The 16,353-nt window shown below is 49.7% G+C and carries 15 protein-coding genes and 1 pseudogene; 5 read left to right on the plus strand and 11 right to left on the minus strand.

Annotation, left to right across the window (positions count from 1 at the left end):
• Both Q8R10_RS14365 and Q8R10_RS14370 read left to right on the plus strand, forming a co-directional pair.
• On the plus strand, nt 1-217 hold a 217-nt coding region (locus Q8R10_RS14365), incomplete at its 5' end, for a transposase (RefSeq protein ID WP_305654527.1).
• A 418-nt stretch (nt 218-635) separates the two neighbouring features.
• A complete protein-coding gene (locus tag Q8R10_RS14370; RefSeq protein ID WP_305654528.1) occupies nt 636-1,238 on the plus strand; it encodes a TetR/AcrR family transcriptional regulator in 603 nt (200 codons plus the stop codon).
• Between the two features lie 166 nt (nt 1,239-1,404).
• On the opposite strand, the gene Q8R10_RS14375 is transcribed toward Q8R10_RS14370, so the two are convergent.
• The 3 genes from Q8R10_RS14375 to Q8R10_RS14385 all read right to left on the minus strand — a co-directional run bounded on the left by Q8R10_RS14375 (nt 1,405) and on the right by Q8R10_RS14385 (nt 3,846).
• Entirely contained in the window at nt 1,405-1,821 is a 417-nt protein-coding gene (locus Q8R10_RS14375) for a 4-oxalocrotonate tautomerase (protein ID WP_305654529.1), read from the minus strand.
• 238 nt (nt 1,822-2,059) lie between these two features.
• A complete protein-coding gene (gene gloA, locus Q8R10_RS14380) occupies nt 2,060-2,503 on the minus strand; it encodes a lactoylglutathione lyase (RefSeq protein ID WP_305654530.1) in 444 nt (147 codons plus the stop codon).
• A gap of 59 nt (nt 2,504-2,562) precedes the next feature.
• Nucleotides 2,563-3,846, minus strand: coding sequence for a hypothetical protein (locus Q8R10_RS14385; protein ID WP_305654531.1), 1,284 nt, complete (start codon nt 3,844-3,846; stop codon nt 2,563-2,565).
• A gap of 560 nt (nt 3,847-4,406) precedes the next feature.
• On the opposite strand from Q8R10_RS14385, the gene Q8R10_RS14390 reads away from it, so the two are divergent.
• Genes Q8R10_RS14390 through Q8R10_RS14400 form a run of 3 tightly spaced genes read left to right on the plus strand, consistent with a single transcriptional unit; the run spans nt 4,407 to nt 9,205 of the window.
• On the plus strand, nt 4,407-6,995 hold the full coding sequence (locus Q8R10_RS14390; RefSeq protein ID WP_305654532.1) for a YncE family protein: 2,589 nt from the start codon (nt 4,407-4,409) through the stop codon (nt 6,993-6,995).
• A 47-nt stretch (nt 6,996-7,042) separates the two neighbouring features.
• A complete protein-coding gene (locus Q8R10_RS14395; protein WP_305654533.1) occupies nt 7,043-7,534 on the plus strand; it encodes a heme-binding protein in 492 nt (163 codons plus the stop codon).
• A gap of 54 nt (nt 7,535-7,588) precedes the next feature.
• Nucleotides 7,589-9,205 (plus strand): AMP-binding protein, encoded by a 1,617-nt coding sequence (locus tag Q8R10_RS14400; RefSeq protein WP_305654534.1) that lies wholly within the window; start codon nt 7,589-7,591, stop codon nt 9,203-9,205.
• A 125-nt stretch (nt 9,206-9,330) separates the two neighbouring features.
• Here Q8R10_RS14400 and Q8R10_RS14405 read toward each other — a convergent pair.
• From Q8R10_RS14405 to Q8R10_RS14440, 8 genes and pseudogenes are all read right to left on the minus strand, one after another.
• Nucleotides 9,331-9,462: pseudogene (locus tag Q8R10_RS14405) on the minus strand (IS3 family transposase); the annotation flags it as partial.
• 219 nt (nt 9,463-9,681) lie between these two features.
• The gene (locus Q8R10_RS14410) at nt 9,682-9,945 is read right to left on the minus strand and encodes a DUF2798 domain-containing protein (protein ID WP_371133345.1); all 264 of its coding nucleotides are present in this window, start codon (nt 9,943-9,945) and stop codon (nt 9,682-9,684) included.
• A 91-nt stretch (nt 9,946-10,036) separates the two neighbouring features.
• Complete coding sequence (locus tag Q8R10_RS14415) at nt 10,037-10,723, minus strand: glutathione S-transferase family protein (RefSeq protein WP_305654536.1); 687 nt, start codon at nt 10,721-10,723, stop codon at nt 10,037-10,039.
• Nucleotides 10,724-10,758: 35 nt separating this feature from the next.
• Nucleotides 10,759-11,520 (minus strand): aldolase, encoded by a 762-nt coding sequence (locus Q8R10_RS14420; protein ID WP_371133346.1) that lies wholly within the window; start codon nt 11,518-11,520, stop codon nt 10,759-10,761.
• 136 nt (nt 11,521-11,656) lie between these two features.
• Entirely contained in the window at nt 11,657-12,865 is a 1,209-nt protein-coding gene (locus Q8R10_RS14425; RefSeq protein ID WP_305654538.1) for a cation:proton antiporter, read from the minus strand.
• A 125-nt stretch (nt 12,866-12,990) separates the two neighbouring features.
• Nucleotides 12,991-13,473, minus strand: coding sequence for a flavin reductase family protein (locus tag Q8R10_RS14430; protein ID WP_305654539.1), 483 nt, complete (start codon nt 13,471-13,473; stop codon nt 12,991-12,993).
• A 71-nt stretch (nt 13,474-13,544) separates the two neighbouring features.
• A complete protein-coding gene (locus Q8R10_RS14435) occupies nt 13,545-15,080 on the minus strand; it encodes an NAD(P)/FAD-dependent oxidoreductase (protein ID WP_305654540.1) in 1,536 nt (511 codons plus the stop codon).
• A gap of 132 nt (nt 15,081-15,212) precedes the next feature.
• A complete protein-coding gene (locus Q8R10_RS14440; protein ID WP_305654541.1) occupies nt 15,213-16,241 on the minus strand; it encodes an iron-containing redox enzyme family protein in 1,029 nt (342 codons plus the stop codon).
• Between the last annotated feature and the right edge of the window lie 112 nt (nt 16,242-16,353).

Here is a 16,353-nt window from a genome sequence, read left to right on the forward strand (position 1 = left end):
GATACAGCGCAATGGGGCTGAAGCCGTCATCCCCTCAAGAGGGAGTCGTCTGAAGCCTCGAAAGCTGGATCGACATATCTACAAGGCACGTAATCTGGTGGAGCGTTTTTTCCAGAAACTGAAGCAGTACCGCCGTATCGCTACTAGGTATGAACGACCGGCAAGAAACTACCAGTCGATGCTGAGCCTTGTATCAGTCGTCATATGGCTGGCCTGATTGAGAACGCCCCCTAGGGTCGATTCAGGCATATCGTTTTGATGAGTCAGTGTCGGCGATACACCTAATTAAATGTGACATTCAAGGCGGCTAAATAAATTGACTGCGCCGGCAGTTATTGCCAAGTCATCGCGGAACTCCGCTACCATGGAGATCGATTCAAGCCGACCAGGGTCGGCCAGCGGTAGATCAAGCATATGGGCGTCCGCCAAGCTTCATTTAATACCCGATCCAACAGGCAACTCGACGAACGGCACCCTGTCCTCAATGTCCTGCAACTAACTTGACTTGTATCCTGCGGCCCCTTGATGGGGCGAGCCTGCTCGTTGGACGTGTCTCCGAGGCTGTTGCGGCGCTTACCGCCGAAACGTTACGTCCTTATTCGCGAATGAATTATTGAACTGTGAGGGGGAGCGTTATGCGCTATCCAAAGGAACATAAGGAAGAAACTAGGAACAAGATCCTCAATGCCGCGCTGTCTAGCTTCAGAGCATCTGGCTACAACGGTATTGGCGTTGACAGCATAGCGAAAGCGGCCAACGTAACTTCAGGAGCTTTTTATGGGCATTTCAATTCCAAATCAGAAGCTTTCCGCATGGTCCTCTCCGAGGGCCTTGGCATACTGCGTAACGCTATTGGAGAAAGCCAGCGCGCGAACGGCAATAAGTGGCTAGGCATATTCACAGGCTGGTACTTCAGCTTGCCAAAGCCTACCGCTGAGCCCGAATGCAGCTCCTTACTCCCGATGCAAGGTGGTTGCGCTCTGCCAACGCTGTCATCCGAGGTTCCTCGTACAGATGAAGAAACTCAGCAGCTCTACGAAGTCGAAATACTCAAAATCGTCGACACAATTTCCGACGGTCTGCAAACTCATGGACGGACACGCCGTCGGCTGTCATGGGCGATCATCGCGTTGATGATTGGTGGAGTCGTTTTAGCGAGGTCTGCTCGATCCGAGAAAACCGCGGCAGAGATATCAAAATCCATCCTGGCTAGTATCAAGCAGCTCAGTCATCAGTGAACGTATCCCAAGGCTCACAAAAATCTGAAGGGGAAGGGGAAGGGGGAGATCAAGGACGGGGGCTGTGCAGTCAATAAAGTAATCACATTGTTATGTCTCCGCCCCGGCACTAACTTAGTGTCAACCCAATCCCAGGGCGGGACATATCTCTACTCGGCCAAGTGCATCAGCCCTGAGAGATGGCAACTTTCAGCTGGTCATTGGTCATAGCCTGGCCGGAAATGCCCCAGGCACCATCAACAGCGTGCAACACGTTCACCCAGATGTTTTCCTTGGGCAGCTTACCTTCAGAAATTTCGTGCAAAAGGTCAGTCGCTTCCGAGACATAGCCCTCTTGGATTTCACGGTTCGCAAAAGCGAAGCCCGGTACTTTCCACTCAACGAAAGCCACATGGCTTTGCTCGCCACCGGCGTATGAAAACCCTTGAGGCACGACGTTCAGAGTCCCAACAACGTTTGGGGTCATCACCTTATTGCCGGTCAGACCATGCCATTTCAGCATAGAGTCGCAGAGACCTTTGAAAACCTCGTTCTCTTTGCCTTTCGGAATAACACCTTCAGATACTGTCAATGTAAGCGGCATGGCATATCTCCATTCATGCGTGTGTGTTCGGAACCATTAAGATAGCGATCGTTATCTTAATGGTCAAGCATTCATTCTCGCTGAGGTTCCCTGTTGGTTTTCAGTCGTGATCTACCATCTAGCCTAGAAGAAAGAATGATCAAAAATCACAGAAAATATCTGTCGTCAGGATCTAATCAAGCCTTGGCAAAGAAACTGCCAGCCCTCAATCCTCACTCAATCTTGAAGCCGCTGCGCTTCAGAGAAACCAATCTGCGGATCGTTGAATGAACTCGATGAGGTTTCCATCGGGGTCCTGGACGAAGGCGATAAATTCCTCCCCCCCCTCCAAGGGTCCAGGCTCTCTCACCACAGCCCCCTGACAGTCTCTAACTTGTTCGCAAGCTTTGGCGCAGTCATCTACACCGATGGCTATGTGCCCAAAAACTCGGCCTTTCTCGTAATGAGAAACCCCATAGTTGTAGGTAAGCTCAATCACTGTATTTCGCTCTTCTGGACCGAAGCCCATGAAGGTAAGTTGATACTCTTTCTCAGGGTTGTCGAACTGTCGAATGAGAGACATACCCAGAGCTCGCGTGTAGAAATCAATCGATGCCTGCATATCGCCGACCCGCAACATGGTGTGCAGAATTCGTCGCTTAGCAGTCACCTCATTGGTCGATTGCCTGTCAGTTGTCGTCATACTGCCCCCGTACTTTAGGCACAGGTAGGCATGCTTGGTGCGTGCCTACCTGCGATCAATCACATCGGCTGAACGGCTACCGTCGTGGTGGCAATGGCACTCATGCCATCCTTGTTAAACGCTCGATAGGTAATCGTGTACTTTTGCTCAACGCCACTGAGGTTCTTGAAGTCGAGCTTGAAGTGGTAGTCCTCCTTCCCGTAGTGAGCACCTTTGACTGCGTGCTCGATGATCACACTAGGATCAGAGGAAACGATGGATTCCAGCTTGATTTTCGGTGATGAGTCGCGGAAATCCTTCACGCGCATCTCAACATCGATAGGCACATAAATATGCCGGCGACGGTAGGCCTCCTCGGGCAATAGAGCCTCATCATTACGTTTGACGACATTTGCGTATACGAAGAGTTCAGGACGCGGAGTGAACGTGAGGCCGCGTGACTTGTACATTCCGCTGTCCTTAGCAGTCGCTACAGCACGGACGAAAGCACCTGTCTCGCGGTCAAACTGAAGGACTTCGTTAGTGTTCAGGCTGATTACATAGAGATCGGTATTTGCCCCACCGAAGCGGATCGCCCTAGGACTGCTCATGCCCCCGCTCCCTGCAGGTGCAAACTTGTCTATGAACTCACCGGTCTTGCCATTGAAACGCAAGATCTCATTAGAGTTAGCGCTACTTGCATAGAGGTTGCCGTCAGGCCCAAATTCAAGCCCCACCGGGAGATTCAGCCCACCGCTGCCCGGCTTGGCGAAAGCCCCCATGAACTCCTTTGTTTTCAAGTCATAGCGCAGAATGCTGTTCGTGTAGCCACTAGCAATGAACATCGTATTGGCATCGAACGACATCATGAACGGCCCGTTCAGGTCGCTGGTTGTCCCATCAGCGAATACATCCAAAAACTTACCGTTACTGTCGTACCGCAAGACTCGGTTGGTGGCCAAGTCACCCACATAAACCTTGCCATCAGGGCCGAAGTTTGGGGCTGTAGGGTTCGTCAGACCACCTTCATGGGCCTTGATGAAAACGCCTTTTGACTGACCAGTGATGCTGTCGAAACGTAGTACCTCACCAGTATTGTGGCTAGATAAATAGAGATCGCCTTTAAAGCCAATCTGCGATGCAAACGGACCATTGACGTTCGCAACTACGCCTAGAAACGCGCCGCTGTTTTCGTCAAAGCGCATCAGTTCATTAGTGCCGAAGCTGCTGATGTAAAAGTCAGCGTGACTAGATGCTGCGAATAAAATAGCGCTAGCAGCTGTTAGCGCAAGAACTGCAGAGCGAGAAGCGTGACTCCATGAACGTGCTAGCTGCACGTGCTGGCCTATCAGATTTTTCGACATTCTTGATTCCTTTCTTAGGGGCTGAAAACCGTGAGTCCTAAGCGATTACTACCGCTTAGCCTGTGATAGCGCCTAGAAGGGAATCCCAATAGGTAACGATAGCTATCCAATTTAGACTAATAGTGCCGGACGAAAGAAGTCAATTACAGTCGGGTGACATGCAAGGCCAGGCTGGCCGAAAGTGAACCACTACTCAGTCATCCCCCCCTGTGTGAGTCTCACTCCAGCCCATAGAGAGTCCACACCCTAAACATAGTGACAAGGCCCCTCCTTGTACCTGTCTACGAATAAGCTAATCGCCACTCAATCTGGAATCACACCAAAGGTGTGTCCTGAGAGATTGATCACGGGCTGGACTCCCCTGGTGACTTGAATGTTCACAGAAGATTCATTGACATAGACAAGAGCAATACAGCATGATTGGATAACGATCGATATCTAAAGAGTGAAATGCAGCTTTTTTTGGTTGATGCGGAACGATTGTTAGCTCGGCTGTTGTCGATGCAGCGTGAGCTTCAATGGATGTAAGACTGTTACCCAAATAATCAGGAAGATTATCCATGCCCGTGCACGTACCCCCTCGGAACAAAAGCCACAAATCAGTTTTTTGGTTACCGGTCTGCGCAGTTTTGGCAGCATCAATCTCCACGGTCAGCTCGGCCGCGCAAGATGTCGATACTGGCGATACTTCTGCCAAAGAACCTAGCGACCAGATCGCCTCATACAGTGAGTCAACTAGATCTAGCCCAATCGCTCTAACCGCAGACAACAAGCTACTGTGGGTTGTCAGCCCGGACAACGACTCCGTAACCGTCATTCGCACTGACATCAACCAAGTAGTTTCCAAGCTTAAGGTCGGAGACGAACCACGAAGTCTCGCCATTTCCCCTGATGGAAAGCATGTTTTCGTCGCGAATGCGATTAGCAACTCGGTGTCAGTGATCAAAGTTGATAACAAGAACCCTGATAAGTTCTCAGCGACTCTCGACTCTCAGCTAGGTCGCAAAGGCCAGATCGTGACGGGAGCAGAGCCACGTAGCGTGGTGATCTCGCCCGACGGGAAGCGTGTATTTGTCTCCAATCGAAGCCAGGACACGATCACGGTCATCAATGCACGAAACAGAAAGCTCATAGGGTCTTTCGACCTGAGAAATAGCGCTTGCAACGTGGGCGATAGAGAGCGGCATTTCCAACCAGGTACCCTGGCGGTTTCTTCCGACAGTACGACTCTCTTAGTCACTCGCATGTTCTCGTTCACCACTACGAACGGGGTTCAGCGTGACGATCGAGGAAAAGAGGGGATCGTCTGTAGCCTCGATATCGACACCCGTGTAGCAGGCAGCGTTGGTCTGTTCAATGCCAGGGTTACTCATATTCAGTCTCAAGAGACCGGGGTGACAGATATCAAGGGGCGAACCACCTATGCGTTTCCCAACCAGCTGGAAAACATCAGTATTCGTGACGGCAAGGCTTACCTTCCTAATATCGCGGCATCGCCGACTGGCCCATCGAAGTTCAATACCACTACCCAGGCCTTCGTGAACGTCATCAATGATGTTAGTGGCCAAGGCCAGGACGGGAGCTATATAAACCTTCATTTGGGCGGCCGAAATCCGGAAGACGGAAAGCCAGAGCTCTACTTCGCGAACCCTAGTGCAATTGATTTCACTACCCCAACTGGGGCTGGATACGCATATGTCGCTTCAGCCGGTAGTGACATATTGGTGAAGCTTAAAGTCAACTCCGAGGGCGGCCTCGAATTCACCGTCGACCAAGACACTACCCGCTACATCGATTTGAACGACCCTGACAATCCCGGAACCAGCGGTAAGAGTGCGGGCAAAAACCCCATTGGCATGGTTATCAACAACGCCGGTAACAAGGCATATGTTTACAACTACGTCTCACGGAACGTATCGGTTGTCGATTTACTGAAAGACCGTGTTGCTACCGTAGTCCAGGCCGAAGATTTGCCAGTGCCGAACTCAAAGGAAGAGCGAGTCCTGATCGGGGCCGAGATGTTCTTCTCTTCACGTGGGAATTTCGTTGCTGTCCCTGGAAGCCTGGGATCTAGTCGTAACCGACTTTCAGATAAGGGCCGGCAGAACTGTGCGAGCTGTCATTCCGAGGGCCTGACCGACGGAGTCGTTTGGCAATTCGCTACAGGACCTCGCAAGACGCTTCCAATCAACGGGACATTTGCACACAACAATCCTAAGGATCAGCGAATCATCAACGCCTCCGCGATTTTCGATGAGGTTGAGGACGCTGACTTCAACACGCGACTTGTCTCCAGTGCTGGGCCACTACCGTCACCACAGCCATGTGTGATCACTGAACCTTTCGTGGAAATTCGAGAAAGCACTGTCGACCCTGGTCACGGCTTGATCCTCGGTGAATGGGACAATTTCGAAACGGCTGCATGCGTCCTGACCGCATTCATCATGCCTAATGCACGCCGCCCACAGCCATTCGTTCAGCTTCCAGGCAGCAACGTGAAAGTAAAAGCCCATGATGCCCTGATTGAGTGGCAGCAAAGCGCCGTTCGAACCCCGAACCGCCCAATGACCCGCAACAAACTGTTAGCCGTAGGGGCCGATCCCACCGGTGGAGTTGACGACCAACAGGTCACTGCAGGAAAGCTGATTTTCGAGAATGCAGGCTGCATAAACTGTCATGGCGGTGCGAAGTGGACGACCAGCCGTAAGGACTTCGTGTCGCCCCCAATGCTCGAAGAGATCGCCTCCGAGTTCGGAGCTGCTGGAGTAAACCAAGCACAGTATCTGGCTCGATTCCTTAAGGACATCGGATCCTACAGTCTGAATGTCGATGGCTCAGGCAATTCGATTCCGGGATATCCGCAAATAGGCGGGATCGAACGAGACAATAACGAATTGAAGGCGCTTGGTATTGATCACAACGGTGACGGCAGAGGTAACGGATATAACGTTTCCTCAATCTTGGGTACCTACAGCGTGCAACCTTACTACCACAATGGGGCTTGCGAGACTCTGAGGTGTGTATTGCATGACGAGAAGCATCGTCGTGCAGGGTTAACAGATCAGCCCGACGCGCTTACCTCCGAATACGACAGAACAGCTCTGGTTAAGTACCTAGAGTCCATCGACCTCAAAACCAAAACATTCTGATTTCAATCAGAGTCTCAATCCGGTCAATGACCACTTGGAGATCAAACATGAAATATCCAGTCCTCGTTGCTTCTCTTCTTTTGAGCTCAGTCGCATTGGCAGAAGGGAAAAATCTATCCCTCGAACTTGCTGAGCGAGCAGCTCAAAGCGCGGTCCAACATTGCGAAGCAAGTGGATATCACGTCACCGCTGCAGTGGTTGATGGCGCTGGTGAAATGAAAGTTCTTCTCAAGGGCGATGACAGCACCGTACACACCAAAGATACAGCCTTCCGCAAGGCCTATACCGTGGTAACACTAGGGCCGATCTTCGGCTTCAATACGAGCTCTGAAATTGCCAAAAACTTCAACGGTAAGCCCGCTGAGGCATCATTTCTTACCGTCCCGAATATCGCCCTACTCCCAGGTGCAGCAGCAATCAAAATCGGCGGGGAAATCGTCGGTTCGCTGGGTGTTGGCGGCGCACCAGGTGGTGATAAGGACGAGGCTTGTGCAATTCATGGCGTGGAGTCGATATCTGAACAACTTGCCAAGTCCTGATTCGCGACTGAGTTGACTTGAAAGACCACGATCCAAAGGGACCTGGATATTCGAATGAACAATTCGCACTGCTTTACCAACCTATCACCACTCACCTTCCTCGAAAGGGCTGGACGTTATCGGCCGGGAATGCCGGCTGTAGTCCTGTCAAATCGAACCGTGAGTTTTGGGGAGATGTTGCACCGGTCGCGGCGCATGGCAAGCATGCTCCGTAGCCTGGGCGTCTCCTCCGGAGATCGAGTTGGTTTGTTGGCACATAACTCGTTGCTATCAATCGAAGCTCACTACGGAATCCCGGCTACGGGGGCAATGATTGTCGCTTTCAACCCGTGGTTGCCCAGCAGCGATATTGCCAAGCAAATTACCTTCAGTGGCACTCAAGTCTTGCTGGTGAATACGGATACTTACCAGCAAGCCAGAAGAATCGTAAAGGGCACGAACTGTCGTACGGTACTTATCTTGGACGATGGCAATGAGCCGCTCATCGTTGATCCAGAGACCTTCATCTTTGAATCGACCCAGAATCAGTTCGACTCTGACTTGGCTCTGGATCTATCGATCACTGATGAAAACGCCGGCATTGCGATCAACTTCACCTCTGGAACCACAGGTGAGCCAAAAGGCGTGATGTACAGCCACAGAGCGGCCTACCTGCACGCAATGGGGCAGACCGCAATGCTTGGGCTAACCCGTAAGTCGAGGTATTTCTGGTCACTACCGATGTTCCACGTCAATGGTTGGGGCCATATGTGGGCTGCTGTCGCAGCATCAGCACCACAGGTGGTTGATATCGCCTCAGCTGGACTAGATTACGAAGGTCTTGCTAAACGTGTTGCTGAAGCGGGAGCTACTCACATAGCAGGTGCACCAAGAATACTGCGCCATATTATTGGCCCGGGGCACGAGGATAGTGTGCTCAATGGGCTCACAGTTCTGACCGGTGGATCGGCCCCCACGCCTGACTTGGTTAAATTTGCGATCAAACAAGGCGTAGACCTTATCCACCAGTACGGATTAAGCGAAACATGTGGCCCCTTTGTCGTCTGCGAGCCTGCGGACGAATGGGATGACATCAGTCTTGATCAGCAGGCTGAGAAACGGCTCCGCCAAGGAATACCCGCTCTTCATGCCGGTGTGGGCTTACGCGTTGTTGATGACAACTTTGACGACGTCGGATGGGATGGTCGTTCGCTTGGCGAGGTTGTCATGAGCGGGAACTCAGTAGCACTCGGATACTTCAACAACCCCGAGGCAACAGCCAAGGCCTTCAAACATGGGTGGTTCTGCAGCGGTGATATCGCTGTAATTCACCCAGATGGATACCTTGAGATAAAAGACCGAATCAAGGACCTCATTTTTGTTGAAACCGCGTATGGATGGGAAAACATATCATCAATTGAAATCGAGAACGTGATAGCTCAATTTCCTGGTATTCGGGATATAGCTGTTGTCGGCAAACGTGGGGCTAACCCTGCAATCATTGCTTTCTACGAGAAGGACTCTGCAGCGCTAATCAACCAAGAGGATGTTTCAGCATTCTGTAGAAAAACTCTTCCGGAGTTTAAAGTGCCAGCCTTTTACTTTGAAACTACACTGCCTAAAACTGCGACTGGAAAAGTTAAGAAAAACGTATTGGAAGCAGAAATTCACAAGTTAATATCTGAAATTTAAACCGTCTGCAGGTTGGGAATTTTTGTTGAGCCATGACTTGGCACGTAAGTACCACGAGACTAGCGCTCAATCAACATATGTAATTATCTAACCCCACAACAACAGCCTGAATCGTCCCGGATATCCTAGACATTTTCCAAGTTCAATAAATGTCGCTTCTCAAACTCTACCGGGGATAGCTGGTTGTTGAAACCGTGCCGGCGTTTCGGGTTGTAAAACATCTCGATGTAATCGAACACATCGGCCCGTGCATCCTGCAGTGTGCAGTGTGCAGTGTGCAGTGTGCAGTAGATTTTCCACTCTAGTTTATAGCCTGGAGGGGGTGTACTTATTGTTATATCTACTTACCTTGGATTTAAGTTTCATGCCGAGCAATATATTAAGAAAGTTAATACCTAAAAGTAATGCAGCTAATAAGTAATTCTCTTTTGGTAATTCACCCTAAAATCAGCACTTGTCCGAAGTGGAATTTTCTTCTAATCCACAATCGCTGCTGTTAGTTTTCGTACCACCGGTAAAATCAACAGCAACGTCGGGAAGGCAGCAACCCATGAGAGACCCCATGCCCCCATCCAGATCCGGAAGAACTTGCTAGTAATCTCGACAGTACTCAGCGTACAAATTAACGACACAATGCACGTCATAAATATCGAAAGGATCAGCGGCATTACAAAACCGACGAATCTAGATGGAACCTTAGGTAGCCCAAAAATGCTATGTGAAGTGGTCTTTGTTCGCATTCAAATCTCCAGATAATCAGTGTCGATTTTAGCAGCATAAAAGATATTGCTGCGCCGGCTCACGCAAACGGAAAGAACCAGTTTGAATAAATCAACGTTTTAGCCTGGTGTTCTGTGGAAATAGTGCCTGCAAGGCCTCACTATCCATTTCTTTCTTGAGTGCCGTGCTGTTTGCCAATGCAGTTACTCGTGCAACCGCAGGGCGCTGGTTGATTTCATCAAACAACCGCTTCACATTGGGAAGCAAATTCCAGGCCTCGTCACCGAGGGCAAACGTCGCCGCTCGGCACCAGCCCCATAGAGCTATGTCGACAAAACTATAAGTAGTGCCAATCATATAAGTGCTCTTTGAAAGGCGCTCATCGAGGATCTTCCAATGCCTCCACGCCTCAAAGTCATATCGATTTATCGAGTACTCACACTTTTCTGGCGCGAAGTGCTTGAAGTGAATCGCCTGACCAGTGAACGGGCCGACTCCACTTGCGATGAACATTAGCCAAGAAAGTGCTTCGCCCCGTAATACGGCTGTGTTATCAGGCAGGAACAGACCAGTTTTTTCGGCCAAATACAACAGGATAGCGTTGCTATCGAAAATCGTCACATCGCCATCAATCAACGCAGGAACCTTCGCATTAGGGTTGATGCTTTTGTAATCAAGGGTATGTTGCTCACCTTTACGGGTATCAATCGGTACAGGTAAATAATCAAGACCGCTTTCTTCAAGGAATAGCGCGACCTTCATCGGATTTGGAGCGAGGTTATAATAGAAAGTTAACATTCTGCGACTCCTGCTTTACAGGGAATGATTGGTTATCAGGACAAACAAGATGAATCCACACGAAGAGCCCGCCGCGCGTAATAAGAAAATGTCGCGTTGACACGGTTTTCCTGTAGTAGCCAGTCATGGGCCTCAGCGGCAGGTGTTGATTCGATAGGTACTATCTGTCCGGCGGACATAGCCATTAGCTGGAGTCGTGCGGCTCGCTCGAACTGCAGTGCAAGAATGCAAGCCTCCTCTACATTACGGGCGACAGTAACCAACCCATGATGACCCAGAAGTAGAGCCTTCTTGCTGCCCAGCGCCTTCGTGATTGTCTCTCCCTCAGAATTGCCGACTGGAATGCCATCCCATTTGGGCAGGAAATTGACCTCATCGAACAACACACAGCTATCCGTATGTCCTACGATAAGTGGCACCTCAAGCATGGAGAGCGCAGCGGTATAGATCGGATGGGTGTGGACGATACAATTGACATCAGGTCTTGCCGCATAAATCCAGCTATGAAATCGGTTCGCAGGATTTGGCATGCCTTTGCCTGAAACCACGTTGAGTTCACTGGATACGGTTAACAGATTGGAAACCGAAACCTCATCGAAGCCAACGCCCAAGCTTTGCGTAATGAACTCAGCATTATTCACTCGAGCACTGATCTGTCCAGATAAGCCACTGTCATGACCAGCTTCAAATAAAATCCGACAGACAAGAGCGACCTTTTCGAGGAGACTCCAGTCGCAGCAGGAAATTTCAGTCGCCATTTTGGCTAATTCGAACTGCTTGATTTCATCTTTACTCAAAATCGACTCCATCACTACCTCGTTTTGTCTCACACGCATCTGAATTCATTGCGCAATACATAGAGAAAATCTCGGGAACAAACAAGGCCGTATCTATTATCTTAATAGAACGGCCCCATTCCTTAAAAGATAAACGTCACCCCAATTTCGCAACTAAGTTTGAATCTCTTGCGATCTTGGGGGCAACCATTGGCACTGTGAGCATTGTGCTCGCAACAGCCATGATCAACAGTGCAGTGAAGGTATCCGCCGTGATTATGTTCTTATCGAGAAGAACATTGGAGAAAATGATCATGATCAGTGCCTTGGTCTGCAGCAGCCATCCAATGACCGAAGCCTCCCCTTTTCCCCATCGCAGTATTTTCCCAGCGATACGAACGCCCAGTAGTTTTCCGGATACCGAAGCAATCAGGAGAATCGCTGAAACGAGGAATACAGACATACCACCAACGCCCCAGTGAGTTTTCAGCCCAGTACTGAGGAAGAAAACCGGCATGATGATTAGTAAGACGTTGTGACGCAGGAAGTCCATACGCTTTTGATCGAACATGTGTGCATCAATCACCGCGCCGGCCATGAAAGCTCCTACCATGTAGTGCAATCCTGACCAGTCCGCGGCGAGGGCAACAGCTACCAGCCACATAAGGGAGAAGTACCAACGGTCCGTCTCCTGCATAGATGCCAGAAACTTACGGAACCCCCAAGCAACAACAGCGAAAGTACTAAGAAACATAGCCTGACGACCAATACGCTCCCAGTCGAGTAGTACTACAGCCAAGACGGCCCAAATCAGTATGTCGTCCAGACTGGCGTAGCGCATAATGCGCTGGCCAATCGGCTCTCGAAGCAAATCGAGCTTTTCTAGTAGCAGAATCAGGATGGGCAATGCAGTTACTGCACAAGACATACCAATCCCAACGACGAACTGCCAATCCTTTGCTCCCGAACCAATCCAGCCTGAATACTGGAGCAGTAGCAGCCCAACACCACAACCAAATATAAGCGGCGTGCCCAGAGCGAAACCTGCGGTAATGCCACTTTCGCGACGATATTGCCAAGCCTTCGTTAAGTCCAACTCTAGACCCGCTATGAAGACAAACAGCATAACTGCCCACCAGGCAATTCCATTCAGGCTCTGAAGGATGGTTGGACTAAAAACAAAATTGTAATACTCCGGAAAATGCGCGCCAAGAAGGCCAGGTCCCAGCAAAATCCCCATCACAATCTGCACAACAACCATTGGGGCAAAATAATCAGTTTTAAGGTATCGCCAAACTAGAAAGGGTAAACTTAGGATGATAAGCATCGCTATTAAGAATATTTCTGTTGTTCCCATTGTTTGCATGATCTATACATCCTTATAGTTAATTAGTCGACAATTGTAGAAAGCATGGCTCAGATACAGGCTGAATATTTTCCCACAGAAGATATAACGTCACCATTAGTGACGAACACCTTCACTGTCAAAGCCTATATCAACAAGAGCGAACGATAGTTTCCTTCGAAGAAAACTAAAGGCTCATTTTGCTCTCCGCTTACAAATCGATCTACGCTGCTAACGAAGATGTCGTGATCGCCAGCTTCGTATTTCTGCCACGGCCTACATTCGAAGTGCGCAATCGAACCTCGAATAAACGGAACACCATTCGCTGAAGTTTCATAGTCAGCCTCGCCCAGAAAATGATCTCCAGGTTTTGCATATTGACGTGAAATTTCAAGTTGATTTTCCGAAAGGACGCTGATTGAAAATTCTCGTAAATCCGAGAAAAGTCTATATGCAATGCACTCCTTCCTCAGGCTCCACTGAACTAACGATGGAGACAACGACGCCGAGGAAAACGAATTAATCGTCATCCCGATTGGTTTCCTGTGTTCGCCTACAGCTGCTACGACACAGACCCCTGTTGCAAATCGACCCAGCAGATTCCGAAACAACCGCTGATCTTGAGACATGTCGCTCTTCCCATATTTGAAGTTGATGGCCAAATAATCGACCGCATTGAAAATGAGGCCGATTCGAGAAATTAGCTGACAGCCAGTCCGACCTTGGCTCGAATCTTTGTTTCGTCCATGACTCGGCGAGGATGAACACCGTGCATTTCAGGACGTCCGAAACCACGAAAATTGTAAGGCGCCATATCTTCACGAATGAAAATATTCAGAGCGTCAATTTCAGTTTCGGGAACAGCATCGAGCGTTGAGTACTCGATTACTTTCGAATACACAGCATCAAATTTCTCGACAAATGCAGGGTCGCCAGCACTCAGAAGCAGGAAGTCCATATCCATACCTCGGTAAATTCCGCCATGCTCTAGGTAGTGTTCAGAGCCCATAAAGCACAGGAAGCCGTAGTGCTTGAAAACATCGAAGTGTTTGAAGCTCTTGTATATGCCATGGACCATCTTGGACACATGATTGAACTCTTTCTTCAGAGCTTCTTCATAGTTAATCAGAACGTTGCGTTCAAACCGACGTTTTGGGAAAACATCGTTGTGAAGTATCTCCGCAAGACGATGAATCGCTATGAATGAAACAGCTAGTCCGGTACTGAACCAGGCATCTAAGCCATACGCGGAGGCTGGCAACATCGCCCAACGATCGCCAACCATTTGTTCGTTGAGGAACTGAAGACGTCCTGTCTTGACGAACGGCCTTACAACTTCGCGCCCCTTCAAAAGCTCATGAACGATTGGGTATCGACTCACGATCTCCCAGAACTCTTCAGAAGCATCCTTGGTGTTCATAGGGAACAGGTCCATATCGAGATTGATCCCGACACTGGTGACCCCATCATCAAATGGAATGAACCAAAGCCAACCACCTTCAAAGCAATGATGCTGGGTTGCACGGCAACGCGGAACTGGAGATCTGTCTACGAAAGAAGGACTCGCCTTCAGAACCTCCTCGAAGTCTCCGATATCACGGAAGTGAGTGAAGATACTCCGGCTCTTAAGAGGGGTAGCCAGTTGGTCACCCTGTATTTTCAGATTGAACTTGTTACCGATTATCGAATTGAAACCAGTTCCATCGATCACGAAGTCACAGAAAAAATCCAGAGGTTGCTGATTTCGCAGGCATTTGATGGATACTCCATCATCGCTGAACTCGATATCTTCAACACTTGTGTGATCTAGATAGGTGACACCGTAGCGCTGAGAGACATCAACGAAATACTTATCTGAGTCCGCGCGGAAATATTGGACATCGATCTCCGGTGTTTGCACGATGACTTCAGGTACAGTGCCAAACTGATCTGGCGTGACCTGACCAGCCTTATGCACAAAGTAGTGGAACAGCTCTTTAGGCCCGCAAAGCATTGCGTTGCCCGATTTTTTTATTTTGTCGTAGGTCGAAAGCTCGTCGAACTCCGGAATCCCATAGGCTTCGCCCAGGTAACGGATTTTTTTGCTCATCAGAGGCGTTGCTGACTCACCAATTGCGAATCGGGGGTGACTCCCTCGCTCCAGCATCAGCACTGTGTATCCAAGCTTCGCCAGAACCGTTGCACAGGCACTTCCACCCATGCCGCTTCCAATCACCGCTATATCGTACTTCTCCATACCACGAATCCTTTCTTTCATGAGCCTTTGAGGTCTTTTTGAAGTCCAGGCTGATTAAGAGAATTGTCTGTCGAGGGCCAATATCAGCCTCAACAGACGCCTCCCTATCGGATGCCCTAACCAGGGAACGCTTTATGCTGGGACGGCAACGCTTTGCGGACGGGATTGTTTCTCAAGTTCCAATTTCAGGTTGTTGTTCCGCCGGCGCTTCATGATGCCGTTAAGGATGCCGTCATAGACGCCAGCGCGAGCATCCAGCATGCGAATGGCTGCGATGTAGACTTTCTCGAAATCGTCTCGGGTATTGATGTGTGGCAGGCCCGCTGCAAACCAACCGTCGCCATGAGCTTCGTCCAGCTCGCAATGCACCACAAAGAAATTCACCATCGTCTCGCTCAAGCCACAGCGACGGAGGTGTGCCAAGATGCGGCGCTGCTGAGCGGGGATTGTAAGTTCGAGCGCGCCCATACCACCCAGGCCATATTGCAGCCCATCAGCGAACCAGCACAGGCTCATCTTGGTGTTCAACAGATTGAAAGTTTCTGGATTCCAGTCTTCTTCTTTAGCACCACCGTAATGCTTCATGAGCGGTTCGAAGAGATTCGGATGTGCTTGCGAGAAGTCGCCTTGGCCGAACTCGTCATGCAGATTCTCGTAAAGTTCCTCACGCATTTCGAATGGGACGAACAGGCTGTAGGCCGCTACATGTAGGTGGAAACGCTGCATATTTACTCGGTAGTTCGACAAAAAGTAACGAACTTCTTCATTGCTAAGATCGTCATTATCGAACAGGTAAAACAGCTCATGACTGTTTACACGATGCTCATTGATATGGCCTTTTAGCCAATCAACAAACACTTCAGCCGTTGTGAGATGCTCTGGAATTTGGACTTTTGGCAGATTCAGCTGCTCTGCCTGCTCGACAATATTACGGACCTTCCATTCCAACTCAGCTCGTGACGAACCCAGCGCAAAACCGTTGGTCATTAGGCGGGTGTTCAAACCAAAGATACTTTCTTGGAGAACCTGCCAGAGCGGAGAGCTCTTGCTAGAACAGGCTTCCTTGACGACATCCTCTAGGTTACCGAGGTGTCTAATCGACTTCAGCAAATCCACTTTACTCTGCTGAGACATGTTGTGGTACGTGTTCGAACTTTGCATGGGAACCTCCATATTGTTAACCCTTAACGCAACTCTGTGTGCGGCTATCGATACCTTCAGTCTTGGAGGTAGCATCGCTCGCGCTCATTGATAACGATCGTTATCAATGAGC

The sequence above is a fragment of the Pseudomonas sp. genome, from assembly GCF_030698175.1.
GTDB lineage: Bacteria > Pseudomonadota > Gammaproteobacteria > Pseudomonadales > Pseudomonadaceae > Aquipseudomonas.

Bases quoted from the DNA above. Each gene is read 5' to 3' on its own strand.
- Q8R10_RS14410 (WP_371133345.1), bottom strand. From the start codon at position 9,945: ATGCGAACAAAGACCACTTCACATAGCATTTTTGGGCTACCTAAGGTT.
- Q8R10_RS14415 (WP_305654536.1), bottom strand. From the start codon at position 10,723: ATGTTAACTTTCTATTATAACCTCGCTCCAAATCCGATGAAGGTCGCG.
- Q8R10_RS14390 (WP_305654532.1), top strand. From the start codon at position 4,407: ATGCCCGTGCACGTACCCCCTCGGAACAAAAGCCACAAATCAGTTTTT.
- Q8R10_RS14425 (WP_305654538.1), bottom strand. From the start codon at position 12,865: ATGCAAACAATGGGAACAACAGAAATATTCTTAATAGCGATGCTTATC.
- gloA (WP_305654530.1), bottom strand. From the start codon at position 2,503: ATGACGACAACTGACAGGCAATCGACCAATGAGGTGACTGCTAAGCGA.
- Q8R10_RS14395 (WP_305654533.1), top strand. From the start codon at position 7,043: ATGAAATATCCAGTCCTCGTTGCTTCTCTTCTTTTGAGCTCAGTCGCA.
- Q8R10_RS14370 (WP_305654528.1), top strand. From the start codon at position 636: ATGCGCTATCCAAAGGAACATAAGGAAGAAACTAGGAACAAGATCCTC.
- Q8R10_RS14430 (WP_305654539.1), bottom strand. From the start codon at position 13,473: ATGTCTCAAGATCAGCGGTTGTTTCGGAATCTGCTGGGTCGATTTGCA.
- Q8R10_RS14400 (WP_305654534.1), top strand. From the start codon at position 7,589: ATGAACAATTCGCACTGCTTTACCAACCTATCACCACTCACCTTCCTC.
- Q8R10_RS14435 (WP_305654540.1), bottom strand. From the start codon at position 15,080: ATGGAGAAGTACGATATAGCGGTGATTGGAAGCGGCATGGGTGGAAGT.
- Q8R10_RS14385 (WP_305654531.1), bottom strand. From the start codon at position 3,846: ATGTCGAAAAATCTGATAGGCCAGCACGTGCAGCTAGCACGTTCATGG.
- Q8R10_RS14440 (WP_305654541.1), bottom strand. From the start codon at position 16,241: ATGCAAAGTTCGAACACGTACCACAACATGTCTCAGCAGAGTAAAGTG.
- Q8R10_RS14375 (WP_305654529.1), bottom strand. From the start codon at position 1,821: ATGCCGCTTACATTGACAGTATCTGAAGGTGTTATTCCGAAAGGCAAA.